24 protein-coding genes and 1 pseudogene are annotated in these 24,765 nt (G+C 68.1%); 13 read left to right on the forward strand and 12 right to left on the reverse strand.

The window, feature by feature from the left end:
• Positions 1 to 48: 48 nt before the first annotated feature.
• Together FHR38_RS13760 and mobA are read right to left on the reverse strand one after the other, a co-directional pair.
• Positions 49 to 312, reverse strand: coding sequence for a DUF6457 domain-containing protein (locus FHR38_RS13760; protein ID WP_184535047.1), 264 nt, complete (start codon positions 310 to 312; stop codon positions 49 to 51).
• Positions 309 to 935 carry a molybdenum cofactor guanylyltransferase gene (mobA, locus tag FHR38_RS13765; protein ID WP_184535048.1) on the reverse strand — a complete coding sequence of 209 codons (627 nt, stop codon included), beginning with the start codon at positions 933 to 935 and terminating at the stop codon, positions 309 to 311. The genes FHR38_RS13760 and mobA overlap by 4 nt, the downstream gene beginning before the upstream one ends.
• 215 nt (positions 936 to 1,150) lie before the next feature.
• Here mobA and fdhD point away from each other — a divergent pair, with 215 nt between their 5' ends.
• On the forward strand, positions 1,151 to 2,008 hold the full coding sequence (fdhD, locus tag FHR38_RS13770) for a formate dehydrogenase accessory sulfurtransferase FdhD (protein ID WP_184535049.1): 858 nt from the start codon (positions 1,151 to 1,153) through the stop codon (positions 2,006 to 2,008).
• A 124-nt stretch (positions 2,009 to 2,132) separates the two neighbouring features.
• On the opposite strand, the gene FHR38_RS13775 is transcribed toward fdhD, so the two are convergent.
• Positions 2,133 to 3,365: a DUF4192 domain-containing protein gene (locus tag FHR38_RS13775; RefSeq protein WP_184535050.1), complete on the reverse strand. Its 1,233-nt coding sequence runs from the start codon at positions 3,363 to 3,365 to the stop codon at positions 2,133 to 2,135.
• A gap of 173 nt (positions 3,366 to 3,538) precedes the next feature.
• Between FHR38_RS13775 and FHR38_RS13780 the strand changes: the two genes are divergently transcribed.
• The 4 genes from FHR38_RS13780 to FHR38_RS13795 are packed head-to-tail and all read left to right on the forward strand — an operon-like array spanning position 3,539 to position 7,139.
• Entirely contained in the window at positions 3,539 to 4,441 is a 903-nt protein-coding gene (locus FHR38_RS13780) for a fructosamine kinase family protein (protein ID WP_184535051.1), read from the forward strand.
• Between the two features lie 17 nt (positions 4,442 to 4,458).
• Positions 4,459 to 5,490, forward strand: a complete 1,032-nt coding sequence (gene moaA, locus FHR38_RS13785) for a GTP 3',8-cyclase MoaA (protein WP_184535052.1) — start codon at positions 4,459 to 4,461, stop codon at positions 5,488 to 5,490.
• A gap of 21 nt (positions 5,491 to 5,511) precedes the next feature.
• Positions 5,512 to 5,763, forward strand: coding sequence for a MoaD/ThiS family protein (locus FHR38_RS13790; RefSeq protein ID WP_184539642.1), 252 nt, complete (start codon positions 5,512 to 5,514; stop codon positions 5,761 to 5,763).
• 23 nt (positions 5,764 to 5,786) lie between these two features.
• The gene (locus FHR38_RS13795) at positions 5,787 to 7,139 is read left to right on the forward strand and encodes a metallophosphoesterase (RefSeq protein ID WP_184535053.1); all 1,353 of its coding nucleotides are present in this window, start codon (positions 5,787 to 5,789) and stop codon (positions 7,137 to 7,139) included.
• Positions 7,140 to 7,169: 30 nt separating this feature from the next.
• On the opposite strand, the gene FHR38_RS13800 is transcribed toward FHR38_RS13795, so the two are convergent.
• The 3 genes and pseudogenes from FHR38_RS13800 to FHR38_RS13810 all read right to left on the reverse strand — a co-directional run bounded on the left by FHR38_RS13800 (position 7,170) and on the right by FHR38_RS13810 (position 10,273).
• Complete coding sequence (locus FHR38_RS13800; RefSeq protein WP_184535054.1) at positions 7,170 to 7,430, reverse strand: hypothetical protein; 261 nt, start codon at positions 7,428 to 7,430, stop codon at positions 7,170 to 7,172.
• A pseudogene (locus tag FHR38_RS13805) lies at positions 7,427 to 7,711 on the reverse strand (DivIVA domain-containing protein); the annotation flags it as partial. The gene FHR38_RS13800 and the pseudogene FHR38_RS13805, both read right to left, overlap by 4 nt.
• Positions 7,712 to 9,982: 2,271 nt before the next feature.
• Positions 9,983 to 10,273 carry a hypothetical protein gene (locus FHR38_RS13810; RefSeq protein WP_312882116.1) on the reverse strand — a complete coding sequence of 97 codons (291 nt, stop codon included), beginning with the start codon at positions 10,271 to 10,273 and terminating at the stop codon, positions 9,983 to 9,985.
• Positions 10,274 to 10,635: 362 nt separating this feature from the next.
• Between FHR38_RS13810 and FHR38_RS13815 the strand changes: the two genes are divergently transcribed.
• Complete coding sequence (locus FHR38_RS13815) at positions 10,636 to 10,860, forward strand: winged helix-turn-helix domain-containing protein (RefSeq protein WP_184535055.1); 225 nt, start codon at positions 10,636 to 10,638, stop codon at positions 10,858 to 10,860.
• A gap of 83 nt (positions 10,861 to 10,943) precedes the next feature.
• On the opposite strand, the gene FHR38_RS13820 is transcribed toward FHR38_RS13815, so the two are convergent.
• Complete coding sequence (locus tag FHR38_RS13820; protein WP_312882119.1) at positions 10,944 to 11,234, reverse strand: hypothetical protein; 291 nt, start codon at positions 11,232 to 11,234, stop codon at positions 10,944 to 10,946.
• A 341-nt stretch (positions 11,235 to 11,575) separates the two neighbouring features.
• On the opposite strand from FHR38_RS13820, the gene FHR38_RS13825 reads away from it, so the two are divergent.
• The 3 genes from FHR38_RS13825 (at position 11,576) to FHR38_RS13835 (ending at position 13,897) form a co-directional block, all read left to right on the forward strand.
• On the forward strand, positions 11,576 to 11,800 hold the full coding sequence (locus tag FHR38_RS13825) for a winged helix-turn-helix domain-containing protein (RefSeq protein ID WP_184535056.1): 225 nt from the start codon (positions 11,576 to 11,578) through the stop codon (positions 11,798 to 11,800).
• Positions 11,801 to 11,986: 186 nt separating this feature from the next.
• Positions 11,987 to 13,285 carry an AAA family ATPase gene (locus FHR38_RS13830; protein ID WP_184535057.1) on the forward strand — a complete coding sequence of 433 codons (1,299 nt, stop codon included), beginning with the start codon at positions 11,987 to 11,989 and terminating at the stop codon, positions 13,283 to 13,285.
• A 6-nt stretch (positions 13,286 to 13,291) separates the two neighbouring features.
• Complete coding sequence (locus FHR38_RS13835; RefSeq protein WP_184535058.1) at positions 13,292 to 13,897, forward strand: RloB family protein; 606 nt, start codon at positions 13,292 to 13,294, stop codon at positions 13,895 to 13,897.
• On the opposite strand, the gene FHR38_RS13840 is transcribed toward FHR38_RS13835, so the two are convergent.
• Complete coding sequence (locus FHR38_RS13840; RefSeq protein WP_184535059.1) at positions 13,873 to 14,250, reverse strand: MerR family transcriptional regulator; 378 nt, start codon at positions 14,248 to 14,250, stop codon at positions 13,873 to 13,875. The genes FHR38_RS13835 and FHR38_RS13840 overlap by 25 nt on opposite strands.
• 69 nt (positions 14,251 to 14,319) lie before the next feature.
• Between FHR38_RS13840 and FHR38_RS13845 the strand changes: the two genes are divergently transcribed.
• Positions 14,320 to 15,414: an alkene reductase gene (locus tag FHR38_RS13845; protein ID WP_184535060.1), complete on the forward strand. Its 1,095-nt coding sequence runs from the start codon at positions 14,320 to 14,322 to the stop codon at positions 15,412 to 15,414.
• A 163-nt stretch (positions 15,415 to 15,577) separates the two neighbouring features.
• On the opposite strand, the gene FHR38_RS13850 is transcribed toward FHR38_RS13845, so the two are convergent.
• From FHR38_RS13850 to FHR38_RS13860, 3 genes are all read right to left on the reverse strand, one after another.
• Positions 15,578 to 15,736 (reverse strand): hypothetical protein, encoded by a 159-nt coding sequence (locus tag FHR38_RS13850; protein WP_184535061.1) that lies wholly within the window; start codon positions 15,734 to 15,736, stop codon positions 15,578 to 15,580.
• A 222-nt stretch (positions 15,737 to 15,958) separates the two neighbouring features.
• The gene (locus FHR38_RS33210; protein WP_221449013.1) at positions 15,959 to 17,053 is read right to left on the reverse strand and encodes a ricin-type beta-trefoil lectin domain protein; all 1,095 of its coding nucleotides are present in this window, start codon (positions 17,051 to 17,053) and stop codon (positions 15,959 to 15,961) included.
• A 204-nt stretch (positions 17,054 to 17,257) separates the two neighbouring features.
• On the reverse strand, positions 17,258 to 18,385 hold the full coding sequence (locus FHR38_RS13860; protein WP_184535062.1) for a ricin-type beta-trefoil lectin domain protein: 1,128 nt from the start codon (positions 18,383 to 18,385) through the stop codon (positions 17,258 to 17,260).
• Between the two features lie 276 nt (positions 18,386 to 18,661).
• Here FHR38_RS13860 and FHR38_RS13865 point away from each other — a divergent pair, with 276 nt between their 5' ends.
• Entirely contained in the window at positions 18,662 to 21,877 is a 3,216-nt protein-coding gene (locus FHR38_RS13865) for a UvrD-helicase domain-containing protein (RefSeq protein WP_184535063.1), read from the forward strand.
• Positions 21,878 to 21,905: 28 nt separating this feature from the next.
• Here the strand turns inward: FHR38_RS13865 and FHR38_RS13870 are convergent, their stop codons facing one another.
• A complete protein-coding gene (locus tag FHR38_RS13870; protein ID WP_312882122.1) occupies positions 21,906 to 22,634 on the reverse strand; it encodes a prepilin peptidase in 729 nt (242 codons plus the stop codon).
• Positions 22,635 to 22,888: 254 nt separating this feature from the next.
• On the opposite strand from FHR38_RS13870, the gene FHR38_RS13875 reads away from it, so the two are divergent.
• The gene (locus FHR38_RS13875; RefSeq protein ID WP_184535065.1) at positions 22,889 to 23,641 is read left to right on the forward strand and encodes an LppU/SCO3897 family protein; all 753 of its coding nucleotides are present in this window, start codon (positions 22,889 to 22,891) and stop codon (positions 23,639 to 23,641) included.
• A gap of 25 nt (positions 23,642 to 23,666) precedes the next feature.
• Positions 23,667 to 24,623 (forward strand): flagellar basal body-associated FliL family protein, encoded by a 957-nt coding sequence (locus FHR38_RS31585; protein WP_221449014.1) that lies wholly within the window; start codon positions 23,667 to 23,669, stop codon positions 24,621 to 24,623.
• Positions 24,624 to 24,765: the final 142 nt, after the last annotated feature.

Genomic DNA, 24,765 nt, shown 5'->3' on the forward strand with positions numbered 1-24,765 from the left:
GTCAGCCCCGGGTCACCGTTCGGAGCCGCGAGTCACGTCAGCCCCGGGTCACCGTTCGGAGCCGCGCACCGGGTCAGGTTCGGCGTCCGGCCAGTCCCGGGCCAGGTCAGCGAGGCGGGCCGCCGCCTCGGCCGGGTCCGCACCGCGCCCCACCGCAACACCGAGCAGGTACGCCGCCACCGGCGCCCCCGGACGGAGCACCTGGTGCGCGACGTCCCGAGCCAGGTCGAGCACGACTTTCACCTCCACCCCGGCTGGATCGAGGCCCAGCTCGGCGCAGGCAGCCGACACCCAGTTGTCCATGACCGTCATCGATTCCACTCCTCTGCCCGGCGTACGTCGTCGTCAGTGTCGCAGTCGAACCACGGGGGCGGCCCCGAACCAGCCCAGGAAACCTCTACCACCCGCAATCGGGACAGCAGCGCCCGCATCGATGCGCCGGCCAGGGTGTCGCCCCGCGCGGCGCGCTCAGTGCGCAGTCGGTCGATCGCCGCCCGCAACGCGTCGGTACGCCACACCCCGCAGAGCGGCTGCCGTCGGCCGGTGTCGTCGAGATAGACCACGCCGTCGGCACCCGATGCGTCCAGCCTCTCCGCCAGCTGCCGGATCGCCTCGCCGGTCAGCATCGGCAGGTCACCGGCGAGCAGGGCCGTGGTGGCTACCGCCGGGTCGACCAGGGCCAGGCCGGCGGCGGTTGCGGCAACCGGTCCACCACCCGGCGGATCTTCCCGGGTTACCCGGACGTCGGTCGGCAGATCGCTATCGACACCAGAGGTACGTCCCGGGCCCACGACGATCCGCGGCACACACCCGGCAACAGCGTCGAGCACCCGGTCCCGCATCGGTCGACCGCCCACCGGCATCGCCGGTTTGTCGGCACCACCCATCCGGCGGGCAGCGCCCCCGGTCAGCACCACCGCCGCGAAGCCCGTCATGCCGCCACCGTAGCCCCGCCCAGTCGACCGGCTCCGGGCAGTCCCGTCCATCGGGCCCCGGCAGCCCCGTCCACCGGGCCCCGGCAGCCCCGCCGACTAAAACGGGCAGTCTTGTCCACCAGGCCCGTCCAGTCCCATCGGCCAAAGCGGGCAGTCCCGTCGATTGGGCCGGACAGTCCCGCCCGCCTCGCCGCCCGACGGTGGAGGATGGGCCCATGGGCCGTGCCACTGATCGCCGCACCGTGCTGCGCATCGATATCTCCGACTCGGGCGCTGGTATGCGAGCCTCGGTGCGCCGGCAGGACAGTCTGGCCGCCGAGGAGCCGTTGGAGATCCGGGCCGGGGTGGTCGGGCCGGGTCGTCGGCCACCGCTCGCGGTCACGATGCGCACGCCTGGACACGATCTGGATCTGGCCATTGGTTTCCTGCTCACCGAAGGACTCATTCGATCCGCCGAGGACGTGGTGACCGCCCAGTTGTGCGCTGGCGCGGAGACGCCAAACACGTACAACGTGGTAGATGTCGTGCTCGCCGACGACGTACCGGCCCCACAGGTCGATCCGGCCCGAAACTTCTACACCACCAGCTCGTGCGGGGTATGCGGTAAGGCGAGCATCGAGGCGGTACGCACCCGGTCCCGCTACGACGTCGCGGCCGACCCGCTCACCGTGCCCGCCGCCGTACTGGCCGCGTTGCCCGACCGGCTGCGCGCCGCCCAACGCGGATTCGACCGCACCGGTGGGCTGCACGCCGCCGGACTCTTCACCGCCGACGGGGAATTGGTGATCCTTCGGGAGGATGTCGGTCGGCACAATGCGGTGGACAAGGTAATCGGCTGGGCGGCACGTGAACGACGGCTGCCGTTACGTGGCCAGGTGCTGTTGGTCTCCGGCCGGGCCAGCTTCGAGTTGACGCAGAAGGCGTGGATGGCCGGGCTGCCAGTGTTGGCCGCCGTCTCCGCACCCAGCACACTCGCCGCCGACCTGGCCGAGGAGGCCGGGGTAACGTTGGTCGGCTTCCTGCGCGGCAGCACGATGAACGTCTATACGGCACCGGCCCGAGTCACCGTCTGATCGATTCCGACCGGGCATGCTTCAGCCGACCGCGTGCGTTAACTGATCGCATGTTTTCGTGCTGGCCGCACGATTGATCAGAACGCGAGCTTCAGCTGACCTGCAATTGATCAGAAAGCGAGCTTCAGCTGACCGAGGGTCTGCTCCGACGCTGACTGGCCCGGTTCCGGGCAGCTCGGTGTCGGCTGTCCCGATTCCGGGCGTCCCGGGGCGATCGGTGTCTGCCCGGTCTCCTCCGGTACGGCCCGTGTTCGGTTCCGGGATCGCCCGCCGGACCGCCCGGCCAGCCATCCAGTGTGGATGGCTGCACACCGTTGTGGAGGATCTCCCCCAGCAGCAACGCCAACGAATAGTCGGGCTGGTCCCGTAAAGCCCGTTCTACCGCGACAGCGGCCAGTGCTCCGTCCCCCGAACGCCAGGCGGCGAAGGCGAGCAGGCTGGCCGGGGCGGCAACGAGGCCCGGCTCGGCGCGGCGGGTCAGGTCGAGCCAGAGCGTCTGGTGCCAGTCGACGTCGTCCGTCCGCTCCCAGGCGTGGTCACGGACCGGCAGGTGGGTGAGGAGGACGCTGAGCCAGGCCGCCTCGTCGTCGGTGAGCCGACCTCCCGTGCGCTGCCGCTCCATCGCCGTTCGAATCGCCGATTCACCGGCTCGGCCCAGTGCTCGCTCGCCGAGCAGGTCCGCCGATGGGGCCGCGTTGATCAGGGTGGCTGCGCGACTCTGGGCTCGCCGGGTGGCCTGGTGCATCGACTCGCGTACCGGGCCGTCCACGGGAGCGACCTGCCGGACGAGGGTTGCCCGATCGGGCAACGCCACCTTGCCGGCGAAGGTCGCGGCGGCGGCGATCGGGCTGGCCGTCGGGTCGTACCGGTTGCCTTCCGGCGGGCAGCATTCCGGCGTGACACAGAAGTAGGACCAGTAGCGCCTATCAGTCACGCGCAGGACGTCGAGCACCAGCAGTCCGGCGATCTCCAGGGCGGGGCGTACCGCGTCGACGGCCGGGGTGACCCGCTCGGCGGGACCGTAGCCGACCACGACCGCCGCGTCAGCGTCTTGTCGGGTAACGACCTCCGTGATGTATTTGGCGACCTCCCGCGCCGCTGCCGCGATCCCGGAGAGTGTGTCTCCTCCGCTCTGCCCTCCTGACATCGCCAGGTCAGGGGGGAGGGAAAGGTCAGGCGGGAAGGGGCGGACCGACCCGTCGGGTAGGTCGGCTCGCGCGACGAAGACGACCCGTTTCTCCCGGAGCGCGACCACCACCAGACTGTCGGCGGGGTGGAAGCCCAGCAGGTAGGGCACGGCGGCGAGCAGGTCGGCCGGGGAGCGTACGGACAGAAGTGGCAGGTCAGCAGGATCCATGTGGGGAGCGTGCTATCGACCTTCGATGATCGGAAGACCGTCTACGAAGCCTGTGGACGACACGCATCCTGTCCACAGATACGGAGCGTAGTCACCCTGGTCAACGTACATATTGACCGCAGTCAAAACGATGCTGGCGCCCATTGGTCCGGGAAAACGGATACCTTGCCCTGATGGACCTGGCGTACCTCCGGGCGCACCCCCAGCATCTCCCCACCTTCCTCACCCACCAGCGGATCCGGGAGACGCCGGTCTCCGGCGGCGACATCTGCGCCGCCGCGCGGCTCACCCTCGACGACGGCAGTTCCCTGTTCACCAAGACCTGGCCGGACGCCGGCGGGACAGACGCCAGCAGGACGGCACCGGAGGGGTTCTTCGCCACCGAGGCGGCCGGTCTCGACTGGCTGCGGTCGGCCGGGGCGGTGCCCGTACCAGAAGTGATCGTGGCTCTGCCGGGGCTGCTGGCCCTGGAGTGGATCGAGCCGGGGTCCGCGACCCCGGAGGCGGCGGCCCGCCTCGGGCGGGAGCTGGCCGCGCTGCACCGCGCCGGATCCTCCGCCTTCGGTGCCGACTGGCCCGGCTTCATCGGCCGCCTGCCGCAGGACAACACCCCCTCGGCCGACCCGTGGCCGGTCTGGTTCGCCGAGCACCGGCTGGCCCCGTACCTGCGGCTCTCGGCGGACAACGGCGCGCTCACCGCAACCGAGGTCGCCCTGGTCGAGCGAGTCATCGCCCAGATCGACCAGTACGGCGGTGCCGAGCCACCCGCCCGAATCCACGGCGACCTGTGGCCGGGAAATGTGCTCTGGGCAACAGATGGCCGGGCCTGGTTGGTCGACCCGGCCGCGCACGGTGGCCACCGGGAGACGGATCTCGCCCAGCTCGCCCTCTTCGGCGGCGCACCGCACCTGGACCGCCTACTGGCGGCCTACCAGGAGGTGTGGCCGCTCGCGGAGGGCTGGTCAGTCCGGGTGTCGGTGCATCAGCTACATCTGCTGCTGGTGCACACGGCATCGTTCGGATCCAGCTACCGGGAGGCGGTACGCGCCACAGCGACCAGCGCACTCCAGGTCTGACGCGCTACCGTCGAACGGTGATCGCCTCTGAGTCGACCGTCGAACCTCTCATCGACCGGTACGGCCGTGTCGCGACCGACCTGCGGGTCTCTCTGACCGACCGGTGCAACCTGCGGTGTACGTACTGCATGCCGGCGGAGGGCCTGCCCTGGCTGCCCAACGCGGACGTGCTCACCGACGACGAGGTGGTCCGGCTGGTCCGGGTGGCGGTGCATCGGCTCGGCGTGACCGAGGTCCGGTTCACCGGGGGCGAGCCGCTGTTGCGTCCCGGGCTGCCGGCCATCGTCGCCGCTGCCGCCGCACTCACTCCCCGGCCGGAGCTCTCGCTGACCACCAACGGCATTGGGCTCGAACGGTTGGCCGAGCCGTTGCAGGCGGCCGGGCTCGACCGGGTCAACGTCTCCCTGGACACCCTCGATCCGGAGCGGTTCGCGCAGTTGGCCCGTCGACGCCGGTTGCCGGACGTGCTGGCCGGGCTCCGCACCGCCACGGCCGTCGGGCTTACCCCAGTCAAGATCAATACGGTGCTCATGCGCGGAGTCAACTCCGACGAGGCACCCGCGCTCCTTCGGTTCGCCCTGGAGCACGGCTATGAGCTGCGGTTTATCGAGCAGATGCCGCTGGATGCCCAGCACGCCTGGAACCGGGACACCATGGTCACCGCCGAGGAGATCCTGGCCGCATTGCGTACCGAATTCACCCTGCTGCCCGACCCGGTGGAACGCGGCGGCGCTCCCGCGGAGACCTGGCTGGTCGACGGCTACGTCAGCGACGCCGGCCTGCCGGCCCGAGTCGGCGTCATCGGCAGCGTCACCCGGCCCTTCTGCGGCAACTGCGACCGGACCCGCCTCACCGCCGACGGGCAGGTCCGATCCTGCCTGTTCGCCACGGAGGAATCCGATCTGCGCGGGGCGATGCGGGCCGGTGCGGACGACGCGGAGTTGGCCCGCCGCTGGCGTACGGCGATGTGGGGCAAACGCGCCGGACACGGCATCGACGACCCGACCTTCCTGCAACCGAGCCGGCCGATGTCGGCGATCGGTGGGTGACCCGTGGCAGACAGGCTGACGATGCGGGACGGCCTGACCGTCCGCTACTTCGCTGGCGCTCGCGCCGCCGCCGGGGTCGATGAAGAGGCCGTGCCGCTCAGCCCCAGCCTCGATCGACTGGCCGAGAGCCTGGTCGATCAACACGGCCCACGACTCGCCACGGTGTTGGCCGCCGCCAGCTATCTGGTGGACGGGGTCGCCTGGCATGATCGTCAAGCGCCGCTCCCGCAGGGAGCCACGATTGACGTGCTGCCGCCCTTCGCTGGCGGCTGAGAAAGGCGAACAGGTTAGCGATCATGGGTTTCGTCGCTGCAGTCACGGTGATCACCGGCCTGATCCACCTCTACCTCTGGAAGCGGCTGGTCCAGGACACCACCCGACGGGGCCGCCGACGCCTCATCGGCACCTTCGCCATGCTCGCGCTCGGCCTGCTCATCCTGGCCACCCTCGTCGGCACCCGGATCGGGTTGCACTGGTTGGCCTGGCCCGGGTTCCTCTGGCTGGCCACCATGTTCTACCTGCTGGTGCTGCTGCTCCTGCTGGAATTGCCGATGCTGGCCGCAAAACTGGTGCTGCGGCGAAGGTCGGCCGCCCGTACCCCGGCCGAGCAGCCTGCTACCGAAACGGTTGCCGAACCCGTCGCCGACCCGGCCGCTGATCTGGTCGAGGAGCCAGCGCTCAAACCGGCCGCTGACCTGGTTAAGGAGCCGGCGCTCGAACCAGCGCTGGTCGGCGGCAGCGGTGGCCCGGCCGCCGCCGTACCGCCGCCGCCACCACCGGCCCCCGTCGAACCGTCGCCCACCGACCATGATCCGAGTCGTCGGCTGCTGCTGGCCCGGGGCGCGGCCATCTTCGCCGGTCTCACCGCCGCCGGGATCACCGGGTACGGCGTACGCACGGCGCTCTCCCCGCCCCAGGTCGACCGGGTGCAGATCCCGCTCGCCAAACTGCCCCGGAGCATGGACGGACTGCGCATCGCCACCGTCTCCGACATCCACATCGGGCCGTTGGCCGGTCGGGCGCACACCGAACGGATCGTCTCGGTGATCAACCGGCTCGACGCGGACATCGTCGCGGTCGTCGGCGACCTGGTCGACGGCACCGTCGCCGAGTTGGGCGGCGCGGCGGCACCCCTGCGGGACCTGCGTGCCAAGCACGGCAGCTATTTCGTCACCGGCAACCACGAGTACTACTCCGGCGTCGAGGAGTGGGTGGTCGAGGTGGACCGGCTCGGTCTGCGGGTGTTGCAGAACGAGCGGCAGGAGATCCAGGCCCGGGGCGGTGTGCTCGACCTGGCCGGGGTAAACGACCCCGCCGGCGAGGGCCTGGGATTCGCCGCCGGTCCGGACTTCGCCGCCGCGCTCGGCGACCGGGACACGAGCCGGCCCGTCGTACTCCTGGCCCACCAGCCGATCCAGGTACACGAGGCGGCGAAGCACGGCGTCGACCTGCAACTGTCCGGGCACACCCACGGTGGGCAGATGGTGCCGTTCAACCTGCTCGTCGGGCTTCAGCAGCCGGTGACCGCCGGGCACGCCACCATCGACGACACCCAGGTGTACGTGACCAACGGTGCCGGTTTCTGGGGACCGCCGGTACGGGTCGGGGCACCGCCGCAGGTGACCCTGGTCGAACTCCGTTCCGCCTGATCCGTACCGGTCGTCACGATCCGGCGCCGGTCATCGCGGCACCCGTGCGGCGCACGGTGTCTCGTGCTCGGCCCGTAACACGCAGCGCCGGCTGTCGTCGAGCAACCGATCGCAGAAGACCCGATACCGTACGCCCTGGTTGTCCTCCTCGGAAACGGTCACCTCGCCGGGGTCGATGGCGGTCAGGAACGCCAACGAACGGGTGGCGGTCCGCGCCATGATCCGGGCGCGGGCCAGGTCGGGCACCATGATCGGCAGGTGGATCACGAAACGGGCAGAATCGAAGCTCATCGACGGGCCAGTTCCCGCATGCTGGGGGCCTGGCGCGACTGCCACTGCCGCAGTGCTTCCTTGACCCGCATCGTCTCGTCCTGGCTACGGGCCAGCTCGGCGTAAAGATGGGCCAGGTCGTCGGCGACCCGGTCCAGGTAGGCGGTGACCTCCCCGGCGTCCAACCCGCGCCGGGCCGTGGAGAACCGCCGGCCCCGTACCTGCCAGGGCCGCAACGGCAGGTACGACCTGGAGCGGTACGCCCGGCCCGTCCGGTGCCTCGGCTCGCGCCTTGGTTGCCGGTCGCGCCTTGGTTGCCGGTCGGGCCTTGCTTGCCGGTCGAGCCTTGGTTGCCGGTCGAGCCTTGGTTGCCGGTCGAGCCTGGGTTGCCGGTCCGGTCGACCGAGGGCACGACGTAGTAGAGCCCATCCGATGGTTGGTCCTCTCTCCGATCGGGCGGTTGTGCCAGGGCAAGCGGTCAGGGCAAGCGGTCAGGGCTTGCCGAGTCCGAGTGCACCCAGCGCGATGGTGACGGTGGGGGCACTGACCAGGTGTCGCAGACCGTCCGGTTCGTGGACCTACAGGTGACAGCCGGTGTGGTGGTAGCGGATGCTCACCGGATTTGCCGGCGTGGTGATGGGCGAGGCTGCGGATCAGCGGCACGGGGTCTTCGACGGGTGGGATCGGCTGCGGGGTCTGCGGGACCGGGATGCCCTGCCGAGGATCGGCGGGTACGGCGGCGTAGACCGCGTTTTCGAGGTATTCGAGGAAGTACGCGGCGGCAGCTTCGACCGTTGGCCGGTACGGGTGCAGGTCCGACTCGACCGGACGTTCGGCCGGGATAATTTCGATGTTCCAGCCTTCGCCGTGGATCCAGCGTGCGTCCGGCTCGTTGAGGCGGTGGTCTTCGAGGGTGAGCAGCAGGGTCAGGTGCAGCCCCAGGGCGAGGCGGATCGGGTCGGATACGGGTACGGCCACTGGTGGAACGACGCTGACCAGCAGCCGGCCGGCGGGCTGGCCGCGGTTGGCCTCGGTGATGTACTGGGCGACTGGGGTACCCCGGGCAGGGTCGACGGTGACGACGCCTTCACGGAGGTCCTGCCCGACGTGCTGCCCACCGTCGAGGTGGGTGAGGTCGGCCGGTCGGGCTCCGATGATCCGCGCCCAGTGCCGGAGTTGATAGCCGACAGGCAGTTGGTGGACCGGTTTGCCACCGGGTTGGGTGGCGACCTGCGGAGTGTCGACCGGCTGGTCCGGGGCGAACCAGTTGCGGTGCATGGTGGTCTGGTCCAGGTCGGTGAGGGTGACGACCGTGCCGTGGTAGACCCGCTGGGTGCCCTGACAGGTGTCGCAGTTCCCCGTGGCCGGGGCGACTCCCGCACCGGAACAGCCGGGGCACTCCGGATCGGGTGCCCGGCTGCCGAGGGTGCACAGGCAGGGCCGGAGCCGGTGGTGGGGGTCGCAGTCCGGGCACGGGCCGTACGGGATGGGGTCGCCCTGCCAGGTGGGGGCCGGCGGTTCCCAGGCACGATCCAGCAGCGTCACGGTGCGGCGTACGACCTGACCGGCGCTTTCCGTAGCCAGCACCTCGATGGTTTCGGCGGGCCGCAGGCTGGTGTGTCGCCACTTGCCGTCGCGCCAGATCGCCTGCGCACCGGGTGCCTCGCCGCCGAGACCGTCCAGGTCGGCGTAGATGCGCCGTTCGACCTGGTCGAGGTCCACCTCGGGCGGAGCGGATGCCGCGACATAGTGTGGCCGCAGGTAGTGGGCGGGGGCGGTCGCCGATCGTTCCACCAGGTCGAACATCGCGTCGTCGATGCTGCTGTCGGCGACTGCCCCAGACAGATCACCGGGCCAGCCGCGACTCCCGGCGGGCACCTCACTGCCGGGGATCTCATAACGGATGTCCCAGCTCAGGTTGCCACGCTCACCGCGTCGCGCCTCCACCACCAGGTCAAAGCAGAGCTGGTCGGCCAGGTGACAGAGCCGGCCCAGCTCAGCAGCCAGGTCTCGGGTGGGCATGGGGTCGGTGCGGGCGTAGTAGAGCCGCCACGGGTGCCAGCAGTGTCGGGCGATCGCCTCGCCCTCCAGCCGCTGGCGTTGCGCCACCGGTAAGTCCGGCGACCAGGCGGTGGGTAGCAGAATCGAGAATCTTGCGAAGTTCTCAGTGCCATAGGCGGCTCGGCATTCGGCCGACCCGACCTCGGCAGCGAGTGCGGCGAGGATCGGCGACAGAGCCAGCTCCCACCGCCCGCCGGCGTTGCGTCGTGGCTCCAACCCACCGGGTACGACGTTGGCCGAGCGCACCACGCCGGTGTCCTGGTTGACCACGGTGAGCACCAACTGCGCCCGGCGTTTGCCGGTACGTCGGCACTGCCCGCAGTCGTAGCCGATGTAGCCGCTGCCGAGGCACAGCTCGCAGTCGTGGTAGACCTGCCCGTCCCCAGGCTGGTCCTTGTCCGCATCGACCAGGAACCGGTCGCCCCAACGTACGCATCGGCACAGCTGGAGGATGCGGCCCTGCCCTTCGCAGTGGTCGCACACCACCACTGGCGGCGTGAAGGTCTCCAGGGTCACCGGCGCAGCCCACCTCGGGGCTGACACGAACCCTCGTGACCGGGCCGCCGCTCGCAGCGCCGCCCGTTGTCGAGCAGCAGGTCGCAGAAGACCCGCTGCTGGTCACCCTGCTCATCGGCGTACGCCGAGACGGTGGCCTCGCCGCCGTCCAACTCATCCAGGAACGCCAACGACCGCACCAACGTACGCGTGAAGATCAACGCCGAACTCATGTCGGACGCCGTGAACGGCAGATGCGCCACGTACCGCACCGACGAGCCCGACGCGACCCTACGAACCTCACTCACGAAACGACCAGCCTTTCCAGCAGCAGGGACGGATGGGTGGCCCAGCCCCTGCCGCAGGGACCGGGCCACCCGCGCCGCCAGCAGGGAATCCCAGGGGGTACGGGATTGGCAGCGCACACAGCGAAGGCGGAGGGCTGGCGCGGCTGGTCTCCCTCTCAACCAGCCGCGCCAGCATGGACACGGATGCCCAACCGGGGAGAGCCGGTTGCCTACCAGGCTTCCTGTGCGCCAGGCGTCCGCACCGAGGAACTTACAATGCAAAGCATTGCAAGACAAGGGGCCTATGCATGCTTTGCACTCAAAGTCTTGTACCTCATCTGGCTGGCATGGGAAGATCTTGGTGCCTACCAGGAGTTGCCAGCATGCCGCGAATTTCAGACCGTCAACGCATCGCCCAAGACATCCGTGATCGGATCGCCTCCGGCGAGTATCCGCCGGGTGCGAAGCTACCCTCGCTTCGCGAGTTGATCGAGCACTACGGCGTATCCGCCGAGCCCATACGTTCGGCGCTGCTCATCCTTCAGGCCGAAGGCTTGACCGAGGGCCACCAAGGCAAGGGTGTCTACGTACGCGCGCCTGAGGCATGAAGCTTCGTCGCCGTACCGAAGTAGCGCCGTCTGCCCTTCGCAGTGGTCGCACACCACCACTGGCGGCGTGAAGGTCTCCAGGGTCACCGGCGCAGCCCACCTCGGGGCTGACACGAACCCTCGTGACCGGGCCGCCGCTCGCAGCGCCGCCCGTTGTCGAGCAACAGGTCGCAGAAGACCCGCTGCTGGTCGCCCCGCTCATCGACGTACGCCGAGACGGTGGCCTCGCCGCCGTCCAACTCATCCAGGAACGCCAACGACCGCACCAACGTACGCGTGAAGATCAACGCCGAACTCATGTCGGACGCCGTGAACGGCAGATGCGCCACGTACCGCACCGACGAGCCCGACGCGACCCTACGAACCTCACTCACGAAACGAACCAACCTTCCAGCAGCAGGGACGGGTGGGTGGCCCCGTCTCGGGGTTCGACAGGGCTACCCCGAGCCCCACGACCACAGCCTTTCGGCAAACACGAGAGCGGGGCAGCTTGTGCTTGTGCTTGTGATAGGGACCGGGACGACAGGTGCGCAGGTACACCGGCCGCCCCGGTATCGGGTGCACCCGGGGTTGGGATGACCTACCGCCAAGCAGGCTTCCCGTCAGTGACTTAGAATTCTATGTGCGTCTAGTCAACGAGCTAGCAACACTATGTGCTTGATGTAGAACGCCATGGCGTGATCAAATCGATGGGCCGCCAAGCAGGGAGTCCGCCATGCCCATCGAGCCCATTTACACCCGAATTGTCGCTGACATCCGAGCAAGGATCGCCTCCGGCGAGCTCAAGCCCGGCGACAAGCTGCCCTCCATGGCTCAGCTACGCACCCAATACAACGCCAGCAACACCGCCGTCCGGAACGCGATGTTGGTGTTGCGCGAGGCTGGCTTGACCGAGGGGCACCAGGGCAAGGGTGTCTACGTACGCGCGCCTGAGGCATGAAGCTTTGGCCAGCCGAAGAGATCGCACGCCAGATCCGTAGCCGGCCGTTCCAGCTCCAGCACATGTCGGTATGGGCACATCCCAAACTTGATGTCGACGCCACCGCTGCACGCAGAGCCAGATTTTCGTCATAATCTGACGAAGCGCCGGGGGTGCCGACGTCACGAGGTGCGGTAACGTGGGCTTGTGCTGATCAGGTTCGAGGCCAGCAACTACCGGTCGATCGCCGAGGGCGTCGAACTATCGATGGTTGCCGTGGACCGCGATCGGGAGGCAGCTCGGGAGGCACCCCACCTCGGGGAGAGCCTTCTGACGCTAGCGGCGGTCTACGGACCGAACGCCTCCGGCAAGTCGAACGTCGTCAGCGCGCTCGCCTGGCTACGCGACGCGGTAGAAGACTCGCTCCGCTTTTGGGAGGACGAGATCCCGTTGGAGCCCTTCGCCTTCGGGTCTGGTCCATCCCACCCCAGCGAGTTCGTCATCGAAGCCACAGTCGACGGTGTGCGCTTCGAGTACGTCCTGGAACTCGACACCCGCCAGGTCCGGTACGAGGGGCTCTTCCATTACCCGGAAAAGAAGCGCCGCAGAATCTTCGAGCGCGAAGGCTCCGAACTGAAGCTTCAGCGCGGCCTCGGCGCGTTGTCTGGCACTCGCGAATTGCTCACCGAACGGACATTGGCGCTGTCTGTCGCGCGACGCTTCGATGAGCCACTCGTGTCGCTTTTCGCCAAGGATATCCTGCGCATCCAGGTCCTCGGTCAGATGCCGCGACGAGTTCGCGCGAGAGCGTTCGGTAGCGGCAGCGGCACTTGGAGGGCGAGGACGCACCGTTGGTTCGACAGCCTGGAGAACGCGCAGCCCCCTCTTTTCCCCCTCGGAGACAAAGAGGGAGAGTGGCCCACCTTGAGCCGACGCGACCAGGCACTTGCTCTGCTGCGTCTCGCTGACCTGGGCATCGAGGATGTTGTCATCGATGAGCAGCAAGTTGTATATTCCGGCTCCGGCGAGACACGAACTCAACGCCGACTACGTCTTGTACACCGGTCTGGCGATAACGCCGCGCCGCTCGATTTCTCCGCCGAGTCGGAGGGCACGAGGACGTGGTTCGGTCTGATCGGACCGGTGTTGACGGCACTACAGCAGGGGTCGGTCGTCATCTTCGATGAGTTGGACGCCAGTCTGCATCCGACTCTCTCCGCAGAGCTGCTGCAAGTCTTCCGAAGCCCTGTCACGAACCCGTACGGCGCACAGCTCATCTTCACCTCCCATGACACCAGCCTGCTCAACCATCTGAACCGGGATGAGGTCTGGCTCACCGAGAAGCGAGCCGACGGCTCCACCCGCCTTGGCGGACTCGCCGAGTTCGCTGGTGAACGAGTACGCAAGTCACAAAACCTGGAAAACGCCTACCTCCATGGCCGATTCGGCGCACTTCCCCAGGTTGACCAGACAGATTTCCTCCGAGCGCTCGGGTTGATCGGCTGACTAAGGATGAGCCAACGTCATCGTGAGACGAAATCCCTCAAACGTAAGATTGCCCGCCGACCAGAGCTACGCACGGTCGTGGTCTTCTGTGAAGGCAAAAACTCTGAGCCTGACTACATCAATGGGCTAAAGAGGTTGCCCGAGATCGCGGACAACACGTCCCTGAATCTCGAACTTCACCCCGAGCAGGGTGTGCCACTCACCTTGGTAAAGATGGCAGCCGCTCGGCTGGCTGACCCAGAGGTCGACGAATGCTGGTGCCTCTTCGATGTCGAGTGGCCGAAGCATCATCCGAACTTGTCCGACGCCCGGCAGCTCGCGCAGGCCAAAGGTGTCAAGCTGGCCATCTCGAACCCGTGCTTCGAGCTCTGGCTCATCCTGCACCATCGCGAATTCACCAGATTCGTCAACACCGCTGACGCTGAGCGCATGAGTCGCCAGCTCGACGGACGGACCGGGAAGAGAATCGACAGCGCCACCTATATGCCGCTGCGAAAGCAGGCAGCACACCGAGCCGAGGCTCTGGAGAAGCGCCACACAAATAACAGCACTACCTTTCCTGATGACAACCCGTCCTCAGGTATGCATCACTTCCTGCGGGCACTCGAATAGCGAGAGCGGCTTCCGCGATGGGCGGCGAGCAGCTCATCGAGGGAGTCACGGGTCTGGGCGAGGTGAGTGATGTAGGCGGTGAGCTTGTCGCGTTCCTCGACCATACGGACGAATGCGGCGTCGCTGGTCTCGTCGCTCGGTGCGTCCATGCAGGGAAGCAACGCGTGGATGGTCTTGCTCGACAGTCCCGCCGCATACAGCCGCTGTAGGTGCTCGACCCGCTCGACTTCGTGTTCGGTGTAGTGGCGCTGGCCGCCGACGCTGCGAGTGCTGGCCAGCAGCCCCTGCTCCTCGTAGTAGCGCAGCGAGCGGATGCTCGCGCCGGTCCGCGCCGACAGCTCTCCGATCCGCATGACCGCCCCCTATGTCGTACGCCACGAGACTTGCAGCTCACATGCATGTCAGGTTTTAGCGTACTGCCCATGACAACTACGACCGAGACGACAACCCTCTTCACCCCCGCCAAGCTGGGCGAGCTGACCCTGCCCAATCGGATCGTGATGGCACCGATGTCCCGCGTACGCGCGGCGGCCGGCGGCCTGGCCACCCCATCGATGGCGGCCTACTACGCGCAGCGGGCCAGCGCCGGGCTGATCATCACCGAGGGAGTGCAGCCGAGCCTGGTCGGCCAGTCCAACCCCGGCACCCCGGGCCTGCACACCGACGCACAGACCGAGTCGTGGCGGCAGGTCACCGGCGCGGTACACGCCAACGGCGGGCGAATCTTCGCGCAGCTGATGCATGGCGGCCGCGTCTCCCACCCGGAGACCACCGGGCACCGACCGGTCGGACCATCCGAGATCGCCGCGCCCGGCGAAGTCTTCACCCCGAGTGGCCCGAAGCCGGCGCCCCTGCCGTACGCCTTGGGCACCGCCGAAGTGCCGGAGCAGGCGCAGTCCTACGCGAACGCGGCACGACGGGCGATCATGGCCGGCTTCGACGGTGTCGAGCTGCACGGGGCGAACGGCTACCTAATTGCCCAGTTCCTCTCCAGCAACGCCAACCTGCGCACAGATCGCTACGGCGGCTCGATCCCGGGCCGGATTCGGTTCGCGGTCGAGGCAGTCACCGCGACCGCCGACGCGATCGGCGCGGCCCGGGTCGGGATCCGCCTCTCCCCGAACTCCGGCATTTGGGGTGTCGAGGAGACTGATGCCCCCGAGCTGTATACAGCGCTGCTGGCCGAACTGGCACCGCTCGGGCTCGCCTACGTCCACTTCGAGGCGACGGTCGGCGACGAGGTCCTGCTGCCGCTGCGTAGGGCCTGGCGAGGCACAATGATCGTCAATCCAGCGCACCCGGCCGGGCCTCGGTGGAGCGACCGGGAAGCGGCCGAACGCTGGCTGGAGCTGGGCGCGGATCTGATCAGCTTCGGTCGGGCGTACATCAGCAACCCCGACCTGGTCGAGCGGCTCCGCCAGAATCTGCCCCTCGCCGGCCATGACCAGGACATCTGGTACACCGGCGGCGACGCCGGCTACCTCACCTTCACCACCTATCAGCACGAGGCGGCCTGATTCCTCCCCGGGATGCGGGGAGTGGGCCATCATCAACGCGCCGCCAGGGCCTCGGCATGTCGCGGGGTGGCTATGCAGGGCCGATCATGGACGGACGCACGCTGCCGACGAAGGTGATCTGAACGCCATGGACGTTACGAGGCCGCTGTAACGTCCATGGCGTTCAGATCACCAAGGCGCCTTCGCCAGGGATGCCGACGGCAGCAGCGGCGGTGGCAGTGCTGGTGGTCGCAGCAGCGCTGGTGGTGGCAGCGGCGCTGGTGGCAGTGGTGGTGGTGGCAGTGGTGGTGGTGGCGGCGGCGGCGAATGGAAACACCTGCAACCGAGCGCCGGGCACTGACGATCGACAAAACCCGCGACAAACGCTATAGACGCGACAAAACCGCGACAAACGCGATAGACCCAATAGATGCGGCAAACCGCAGCGATCGACCATTCCGGCTGCCCGCCCTACTCGATCCCGTGACCTGAACACCACCTACGTCATTTCACCTCGATGACGTAGGTGGGTGTCCAGGTCAGTCGTGTAGGGCCGCCGGGGTCGTCACCGCCTCTGGCTGAAGTACTGGTTGCCCTGGTTGAGGCAGGAGAAGATTACGACAAATATGCGCCCCGAGTCAGAGTGGACGTTGACGCACTTGTTCGCGTACGGGCTGTAGATCTGCTTCTTGCTGTTGATGCGGAACTGCTGCGCCGGATTGCCGCTGCACACCGCCACCTGGACGGGGGTCCAGTTTGCTGTCACAGCGTTGGCGACGTCCATGCACAGACCCACCGATCGGATCGTGCCGTCGGATCGGGTTTCCCAGCGTTGTACTGCGGAGCCGTCGCATACCGCCACCCCCAGATGGGTGCCATCCGCCGCCCGGAAGGCGGTCAAGCAGCGTCCGCGCTCGTCGTTGAAGAGCGTGAAGCCCGGCGGTGGTGTGGTCGGCTTGGTCGGCGGCGACGAAGTCCGCGTGGGCGAGGCGGTGGTCTTGGTCGGCTTGACGGCTGGCTGCGAGGGATCTGTCGGTGACGACGGCGCGGTGCTGGGTGAAGCAGTGGCGGTAACGACGGGGGTAGCGACGGAGGTAGGTGTGGCGGTCGGATCGCTGCTCTTCCCGACAGAAGGCACACCATCAAAGTAGGGCTGACGCTCGTACCACGCCGCGTAACGAGCCACGCGCTTCACGTACTTGTCCCCGTCCGCCGACGTCCCGCTGGAAGCCCGCAACATCGTCGCCCCGGAACGATGCCCAGCCAACGCCAACTGCCACGAATCCCCCTTGGCCTTCGCGACCCGAGCCTGCCCCACCATGTCACACAGGTAATGGGCAAGTGCAGCAATGTTCGCCTTCGGATCCAGTCGATCAGCGCCCGGCCAAGGATGCCAAGTCTTCCACGCCTCGTCGTTCAATCCAGCCAACCCCTGACCACCCCCGTCAGCGGCTCCTCGAACAACGAATCGCGACTCCTCCATAAGCTGCGCAGCCAACCGTGCCGGGCTCAACGCCGCACAGGACTTGGCTGCCTCAACAATCGGCTGACGATACTCCGCCGGCACCACCACGCCCGCCAACGGCCCCGACTCATCACCAGAACTATTCGTCGCTGCGAAAGCAGTCGTGGTACCCGCAACAACGACGAGCGCGGCCACCACTGAGGTGATCCGCCAGCGTACAGGCCACGAGCGCACTCTCGACAAGCTCACGGTTCGCACCCCTTCAATCGTTACTGCCGTCCAACGTTCTTCCCTGCCTCCTGCACCAATCGGCCCGACAGCCTCCCGGAAGGCGCGAGTCGCGGGCCAACGCCGGGGCGATGCTGGCCAGTCGTCGCAGACTCACACCGACCGGAGTCATCACCGCACCTGACGGAAGTACTGGTTGCCCTGGTCCAAACAGGGGAACAGCAGAACCAGACTGCGCCCCCACAAGTCATGGACATTGGCGCACTTGCTCGCGTACGGACTGTAGATCTGCTTTTTACCGTTGAAGTAGAACTTCTGCGTCGAAGTGCCGTTGCACGGTGCCATCAGAACCCCGGCGAAATTCTCCATCGAAGCATTCTCGATGTCCATACACAGACCCCCCGATCGGATCGTGCCGTCGGATCGCGGTTCCCAGCGTTGAGCTGCGGAGCCGGGGCACTCCCCCACCACCTCCAGGTAGATACGGCTGCCGAACGGGGTGGCGGTTACGCAGCCGAGGTACAGGTCGACAACCAGCTTGTAACCCGGCGGTGGAGTCGATTTGGTGGGACGGACCGAGGTTTGCGCGGGAGCCGCAGTGGTCTTGGTCGGCTTCACGGCTGGTTGCGAGGGGGACGTCCGCGGCGATGGCGTGGCGGTGGCTGAAGGTGCGATGGGTGGCGTGGTGGGGCCGCCACTGTTGTCGTTCCCTACGGCGGGCACACCGTCGAAATAGGGCTGACGTTCGTACCATGCCGTAAAGCGGGCTACCCGCTTCACGTACTTGTCGGCCTCCTCCGGCATACCCACGGAGGCTTTCACCGTTGCCGGGCCGGAGTGATGCCCGGCCACGGCCAGCCGCCACGTGTCACCCGCGGCCTTGGCTACGCGGGCCTGGCCCACCATGTCGCAAAGGTAGTGGGCAAGCGCCGCGATGTTGGCCTTCGGATCCAGTCGATCAGCGCCTGGCCAGGGATGCCACGCATTCCACGCCTCGTCGGTCAACCCAGCCAGACCACGGCCATTCCTGCTATTGGTCTCTCCGGCGGCAAACCGCGACTCCTCCATGATCTGGCCAGCCAACCGCGCGGGAGTCAACGCCATACAGGATCTGGCGGCCTGGACGATCGGCTGGCGGAGCGCCGCCGGCACGACCACACCAGGTAACGGCCGCGAGTCGTCGCTGCCGGAATTGGTCGTAGCGAAGGCTGCCGTGGTGCCCGCGACCACGACGAGCGCGGCCACCACCGAGGTGACCCGCCAGCGTACGGGCCACGAGCGCACTCTCGACAGGCTCACGGTTTGCGCCCCTTCAGTCATTGCCGCTATCTCACATTACGAGCGGGAGGGCACTGCGGTTCGATCGAATTATGGTCCAGGTTTGGACTGGCGCAAGCGCGGGTGGCCGGTGACCGGGTTGCCAGAGCCAAGCCCTGTACGGGTTGCCGGAGCAAGCCCTGCACCGGGCACAGGCCGGGGCCACGGCGGCGAGTGATCATCGATGGGTGGGATAGCGCAGGTCACGTCTGAGCGTGGCGCGGTGTGCGGGCGTACCCGGGCATGGAAGGATGCGGCGTGCTTCCGTTCAGCGCCGCGCCCCCCGGCGGCTCCTCCGTGGGCACCCGTCCGTTCGTCGCGGACCTGCACATCCACTCGAAATATTCGCGGGCCTGTAGCCGTGACCTCAGCATGCCCAACCTCGCGTGGTGGGCCCGGCGCAAGGGCGTCAGCCTGCTCGGCACCGGCGACTTCACCCACCCGGCGTGGTACGAGCACCTACGCGAAACCCTGCAACCAGCCGAGCCGGGCCTCTACCGGCTCAGCCCGGAGCAGGAGCGGGACATCGCCCGCCGGTTGCCGCCCCGGCTGTCCAGCGTCGCCGAGGCCAATCCGGTCCGGTTCCAGCTCAGCGTGGAGATCTCCACGATCTACAAGCGGGACGACCGGACCCGTAAGGTGCACCACCTGATCTACCTGCCGGATCTGGACGCGGTCGCCCGGTTCAACACCGCGCTCGGGCGGATCGGCAACCTGGGCTCCGACGGGCGGCCGATCCTCGGGCTCGACTCGCGGGACCTGCTGGAGATCACCCTGGAGGCGAGCCCGGACGGCTACCTCGTGCCGGCGCACATCTGGACGCCGTGGTTCTCGGCGCTCGGCTCGAAGTCCGGCTTCGACGCCATCGCCGACTGCTACGCCGATCTTGCCGACCACATCTTCGCCGTCGAGACCGGCCTCTCCTCCGACCCGGAGATGAACTGGCGGGTCTCCAGCCTGGACCGCTACCGGTTGGTCTCCAACTCCGACGCGCACTCGGCGCCGGCGCTGGCCCGGGAGGCCACCGTCTTCGACACCGAGCTGGACTACTTCGCGGTCCGGTCGGCGATGCGTACCGGCAACGGGCTGCACGGCACGATCGAGTTCTTCCCGGAGGAGGGCAAGTACCACGCCGACGGGCACCGGGTCTGCGGCGTGAACTGGCAACCGGAGCAGACCCGCCAGGTGGGCGGGCAGTGCCCGGAGTGCGGCAAGGGGCTCACCGTCGGCGTACTCAGCCGGGTCGAGGACCTTGCCGACCGCCCCGAGGGGCACCAGCCGGCGAACGCGCCGAAGGTCACCCACCTCATCCAGTTGGCCGAGATCGTCGGCGAGATCAACAACGTCGGGCCGAAGTCGAAGACGGTGCAGGGGCAGCTCAACGACCTGGTCGCCAACCTTGGCGCGGAGCTGGACATCCTCACCACCACCCCGCTCGACGACATCTCGACGGCCGGCGGCGAACTGCTCGCCGAGGCCATCGGCCGGGTCCGCCGTGGGCAGGTCCGCCGAATTCCCGGGTACGACGGCGAGTACGGCGTGATCACCGTCTTCGAGCCGGGCGAGCTGGACCGTTCCGCACCCGGTGTGCAGGCGGACGCGCTCTTCGACGTACCCGTGCCGGCGCAGCGCAAGCCCGCCGAGCCGGCGGTGAAGCCCCGCACCCGGACCCCGGCGAAGGCCGAGCCGAAGCGGCGGGCAACCCGGGCGGCGGCGAGCCTGCCACCGCCCCCGCCGATCGCCCCGCCGCCCTCGCCGCACGAACCGTTCGAGCCGATGCTGGCCGGAATGGAGGAGGTCGGCACCGGTCTGCTCGACCGGCTGGACGCGATGCAGCGGGTCGCCGCCTCGGCGCCGGGTGGGCCGCTGCTGATCGTGGCCGGTCCGGGCACCGGCAAGACCCGTACGTTGACCCACCGGATCGCGTACCTCTGCGCGGAGCTGAACGTCTTCCCCGAGCACTGCCTGGCGATCACCTTCACCCGGCGGGCCGCCGAGGAGCTGCGGCACCGGCTGGACGGTCTGCTCGGGCCGGTCGCCGAGGCCGTCACCGTGGGCACCTTCCACTCGCTGGGCCTGTCGATCCTGCGGGAGAACGCCCGCGCCGCCGGCCTGCCGGAAGATTTCCGGATCGCCGACGACGCCGAGCGGGCCGCCGCCCGGACCGAGGCCGGCACCGACGACGCGGCGTACGTCAAGCTGCTGCGCGCCCAGGACCTGGTTGACCTGGACGAGCTGGTCACCCTGCCGGTGAGTCTGCTGCGTGACGACCCCGAGTTGGTCGAACGCTACCGGGACCGGTGGCGGTGGATCTTCGTGGACGAGTACCAGGACGTCGACGCCGTCCAGTACGAGTTGCTGCGACTGCTCAGCCCGGCCGACGGAAACCTGTGCGCGATCGGCGACCCCGATCAGGCGATCTACTCGTTCCGGGGGGCCGACGTCACCTACTTCCTGCGCTTCTCGCAGGACTTCACCGACGCACGGCTGGTCCGGCTGACCCGCAACTACCGGTCGTCCGCCCCGATCCTGGCCGCGGCGGTGCAGGCCATCGCACCGACTTCCCTGGTACGCGGGCGGCGGCTGGACCCGGCCCGGCTGGATCCGGAGGCTCCCCTGGTCGGGCGCTACCCGGCCCGGTCGGTGGCCGACGAGGCCGATTTCGTGGTCCGTACCGTCGACGACCTGGTGGGTGGACTCTCCCACCGGTCGCTGGACTCGGGGCGGATCGACGGCCGCTCGTCGAACGTGTCGTTCTCCGACATCGCGGTCCTCTACCGTACGGACGCCCAGTCGGCACCGATCATCGACGCGCTGAGCAGGGCGAACGTGCCGGTGCAGAAGCGGTCACACAACCGGCTGCGGGACCGGCCCGGGGTCGCGTTGATCGCCCGCGAGCTGCGGCACGCCGACGGGCTCGGTGGGTCGCTGGCCGCCCGGGTACGCCTCGCCGGGCAGGTGCTCGCCCAGCGTTTCGCCGCCCCGACGCTGGACGCGCCGACCGGCGTGGGACCGGAGGACATCTGGAGTGCGGTGGAGGTGCTCACCCCGCTCGCCCTGCGCTGTGGCGACGACCTTCCGTCGTTCCTGGCCCAGATCGCCACCGGGGCCGAGGTCGACGCGCTCGACCCGCGCGCCGAGGCGGTCACCCTGCTCACCCTGCACGCCGCGAAGGGGCTGGAGTTCCCGGTCGTCTTCCTGGTCGGCTGTGAGGACGGGCTGCTGCCGTTCCGGTTCCCGGGTAACGATCCCACCGACGACGCGGTGGCCGAGGAACGGCGGCTCTTCTTCGTCGGACTGACCCGAGCGCAGGATCGCCTCTACGTCAGCCACGTACAGCGGCGGCACCGGCACGGTCGCGAACATGACTGCCGCCCCACGCCGTTCCTGGACGCGATCGACGCGGGGCTCTTCGAGCGGTTCGGTGACACCGAGCCGCGCCGACCGAAGGACCGCCAACTTCGGCTGCTGTGACGCCGCGCGGGTTGGTGTCTGTGGTTTCCTAACCGCACAGCAGGGCGGCGAGCAGCGCGCCGACGAGTAGGGCTGGCCCCAGCGGCAGGGCGGCCTGCCGACCGACCCGGCCGGTCAGTAGCAGGCAGAGCGCGATCACACCGGCGATGACGTGGGGCAGCACCAACCCCAGCAGTACGGCGGGCCACCCCAGCCAGCCCAGCAGCAGACCGAGTACGCCGCCCAGCTTGACGTCGCCGAACCCGAGCCGGGAACCGGGAAGCAGGGCGAGCAGCACGTACGCGCCGATGGAAACCAGCGCGCCGGCCAGTGCGCGGAGCAGCGGTTGGGGCGTACCGATGGTCAGGGTCGCGCCCACCAGCCCGAGCACCGCAGCCAGGCCAGCCGCTGCCACCAGTGGGTCGGGGAGTCGCAGACTGGTCAGGTCGATGGCGGCCAGGGGGAGGCCGATCGCCGCGACAGCGAGGAAGGCCGGTAGTGCCGGGTCGTCACGTAACCCGGCGACGAGCAGACCGAACGATGCCGCGCCGGCCACGATGGTCGACCAGGTGGGTGGTCCCTGACGGGCGGTGCAGACCGGACAGCGGGTGGCCGGGCCCAGCCATCTGGAAGGACCGGTCCGTGGTGCTCGGGCACAGTGGCACGCGGAGCGCGATACGGTGCCCGCCTCGATGGCGAGTCGATAGGCGAGTCGGGGAGTGACTCCCCCACCGACCGCACCGAGTACGACGGCGGCAACAGCGATTGCGACGGACACGCGACCAGATGATATTGACGATTGCCAAATATGTGGTAGCCCGACAATAGTACGAATCCTCCCTTGAGCGGGCGACATCACACACGCGACAGATGCTGACCAATTGCATCACAGAGGACAAAAACGGGCGACCTCTGGCGGGGTTGGCGCGATTTCGGTATAGGGCCTGTCGCAACCGCACGCTACGGTGACCAGAGCCGGCGCACTCCCGATGCTGGTCGGTGTTTCCGCCGAAGCCGCTCGAAGGAAGATCGATGTCTCAGCACGGACCACCCGGTGGGCCGTACTTCTCCCAGCCGTCGAGAGCATCGTCGGACAAACCAAACGAATACACTCCACCGTCCGACCCGTGGAGCGCCGAGGATCCCTGGCACAACAGTGCATCCAGCGCCCCGGCGAGCGGGGCGCCGCAGCCGGGTCACCACCTTCCCGGTCAGGCGTACGGATCAACCCCTCCACCCGGCTCACCCGCCGGAATCCCGCCGACGGTACGCGACCCCTGGCAATCCCCGCACCCCTGGCTGCCCGCTGGTCCAGCACTGCAGGAGAAGCGCCGCAGTAACATCCTCACCGCCGCCGTGGTGGTGTTGGCGGCGCTGCTCTGTGGTGCCGGTGGAACCGCGACCTACCTCTTCGGTGAATCCCGAGGAGCAAAAACCAACCAGGCGGTGGAAACACCGACCAGCATGACCGGACAGACCACCCCGGTCGCGTCCGGCAGCCCTGCGTCGACGACCGAGGCCACCGCCGGACCGTCCCTGGTGGACGTACGGTTCGTCAAGGTTGGCGAGTGCGTGAAGTCTGGAGACGACAACGAAACACTGATGTTCAGGATCACAGAGTGCGGGCCGGATACGTACCAGGTGTTGCAACGCTTCGAGGGATCCGTCGACGACGATAGAGATGCCGAAGCCAAATGCTCGGGAGTACCCGGTTACACCGACTGGTACTTCTACAAGAGCGGATTTGACGCGCTCGACTTCGTGCTCTGTCTCAAACTGCGCTAACCATCACTGATTCTCTGGGGAAATCATGTCAACCTACGGACCGCCCGGCCCGAACCAGCCCGAAGACCCGTACGGCGAGAAGACCACGGCAATGCCTGGCGGCTACCCACCGCCGCAGGGCCAGTACCCGCCTCCGCCGTCCGGTGGTTACCCACCTCCACCGCCCGGCCAGCCCCAATGGGGTGCGTCGCAGCAGCCACAACAGCCAGAGTGGGGGCAACCCGCGCAGCCCGAGCAACCGCAGTGGGGTCAGCCCCAGCAGTCGGTCCCACCAGCGCAGCCGCAGTGGGGACAGCAGCCACAGCCCGAGCAACCGCAGTGGGGTCAGCCGGCACAGCCCGAACAACCGCAGTGGGGTCAGCAGCCACAGTCGGTCCCACCAGCGCAGCCGCAGTGGGGACAGGCACCGCAGTCGGTGCCACCCGCGCCATCCGAGTGGGGACAGCAGCCACAGTCGGTGCCGCCCGCGCCGTCGGAATGGGGACAGCCCCAGCAGCCTGGCCAGTTCGGCCAACCGGTAGCACCGAAGAAGGGCGGCGGCGGAAAGATCGCCCTGATCATCGGGGGCATCCTCGCCCTGGTGCTGCTCTGCGTCTGCGGCGGCGTCGGGATCTGGTTCTTCACCTCTGACGACGACGAGAAGGACCCGATCGCCCAACCGACCGCAGCGCCGACCGCCCGGCCGACGGACCGGCCGTCGGCCGACCCCACTCCCTCCAGGTCGTCCAGCGACGACGATGACACCACCTCCTACAAGAAGGGTGACTGCCTGAAGAACGAGGGCACCAACTCTTCGCCGAAGCTGCGCAAGGTGCCGTGCGGTCCGGGCACCTACGAGGTGCTGTCCCGGATCCCGTTCACCACCGACGTGGAGAAGTGCAAGACCGACCCGCTCTTCGGAGCCAAGGAAGCCGACGCGAACTACTACTACGACTCCACCGTGAACAGCGCCGACTACGTGCTCTGCCTGAAGAAGCGCTGACGCAGCACCGATAACCAAAACTAGGTCTGTCTAGCGGAATTGCTAGACAGACCTAGTTTTATCTCGACAGCCTGATGCGGCGACACGCCGTAGCGGCATCTACGCACATCTAGCCTGCCAGCTAGAGATGCGGATACGGTTC

The sequence above is a fragment of the Micromonospora polyrhachis genome, from assembly GCF_014203835.1.
Lineage (GTDB): Bacteria > Actinomycetota > Actinomycetes > Mycobacteriales > Micromonosporaceae > Micromonospora_H > Micromonospora_H polyrhachis.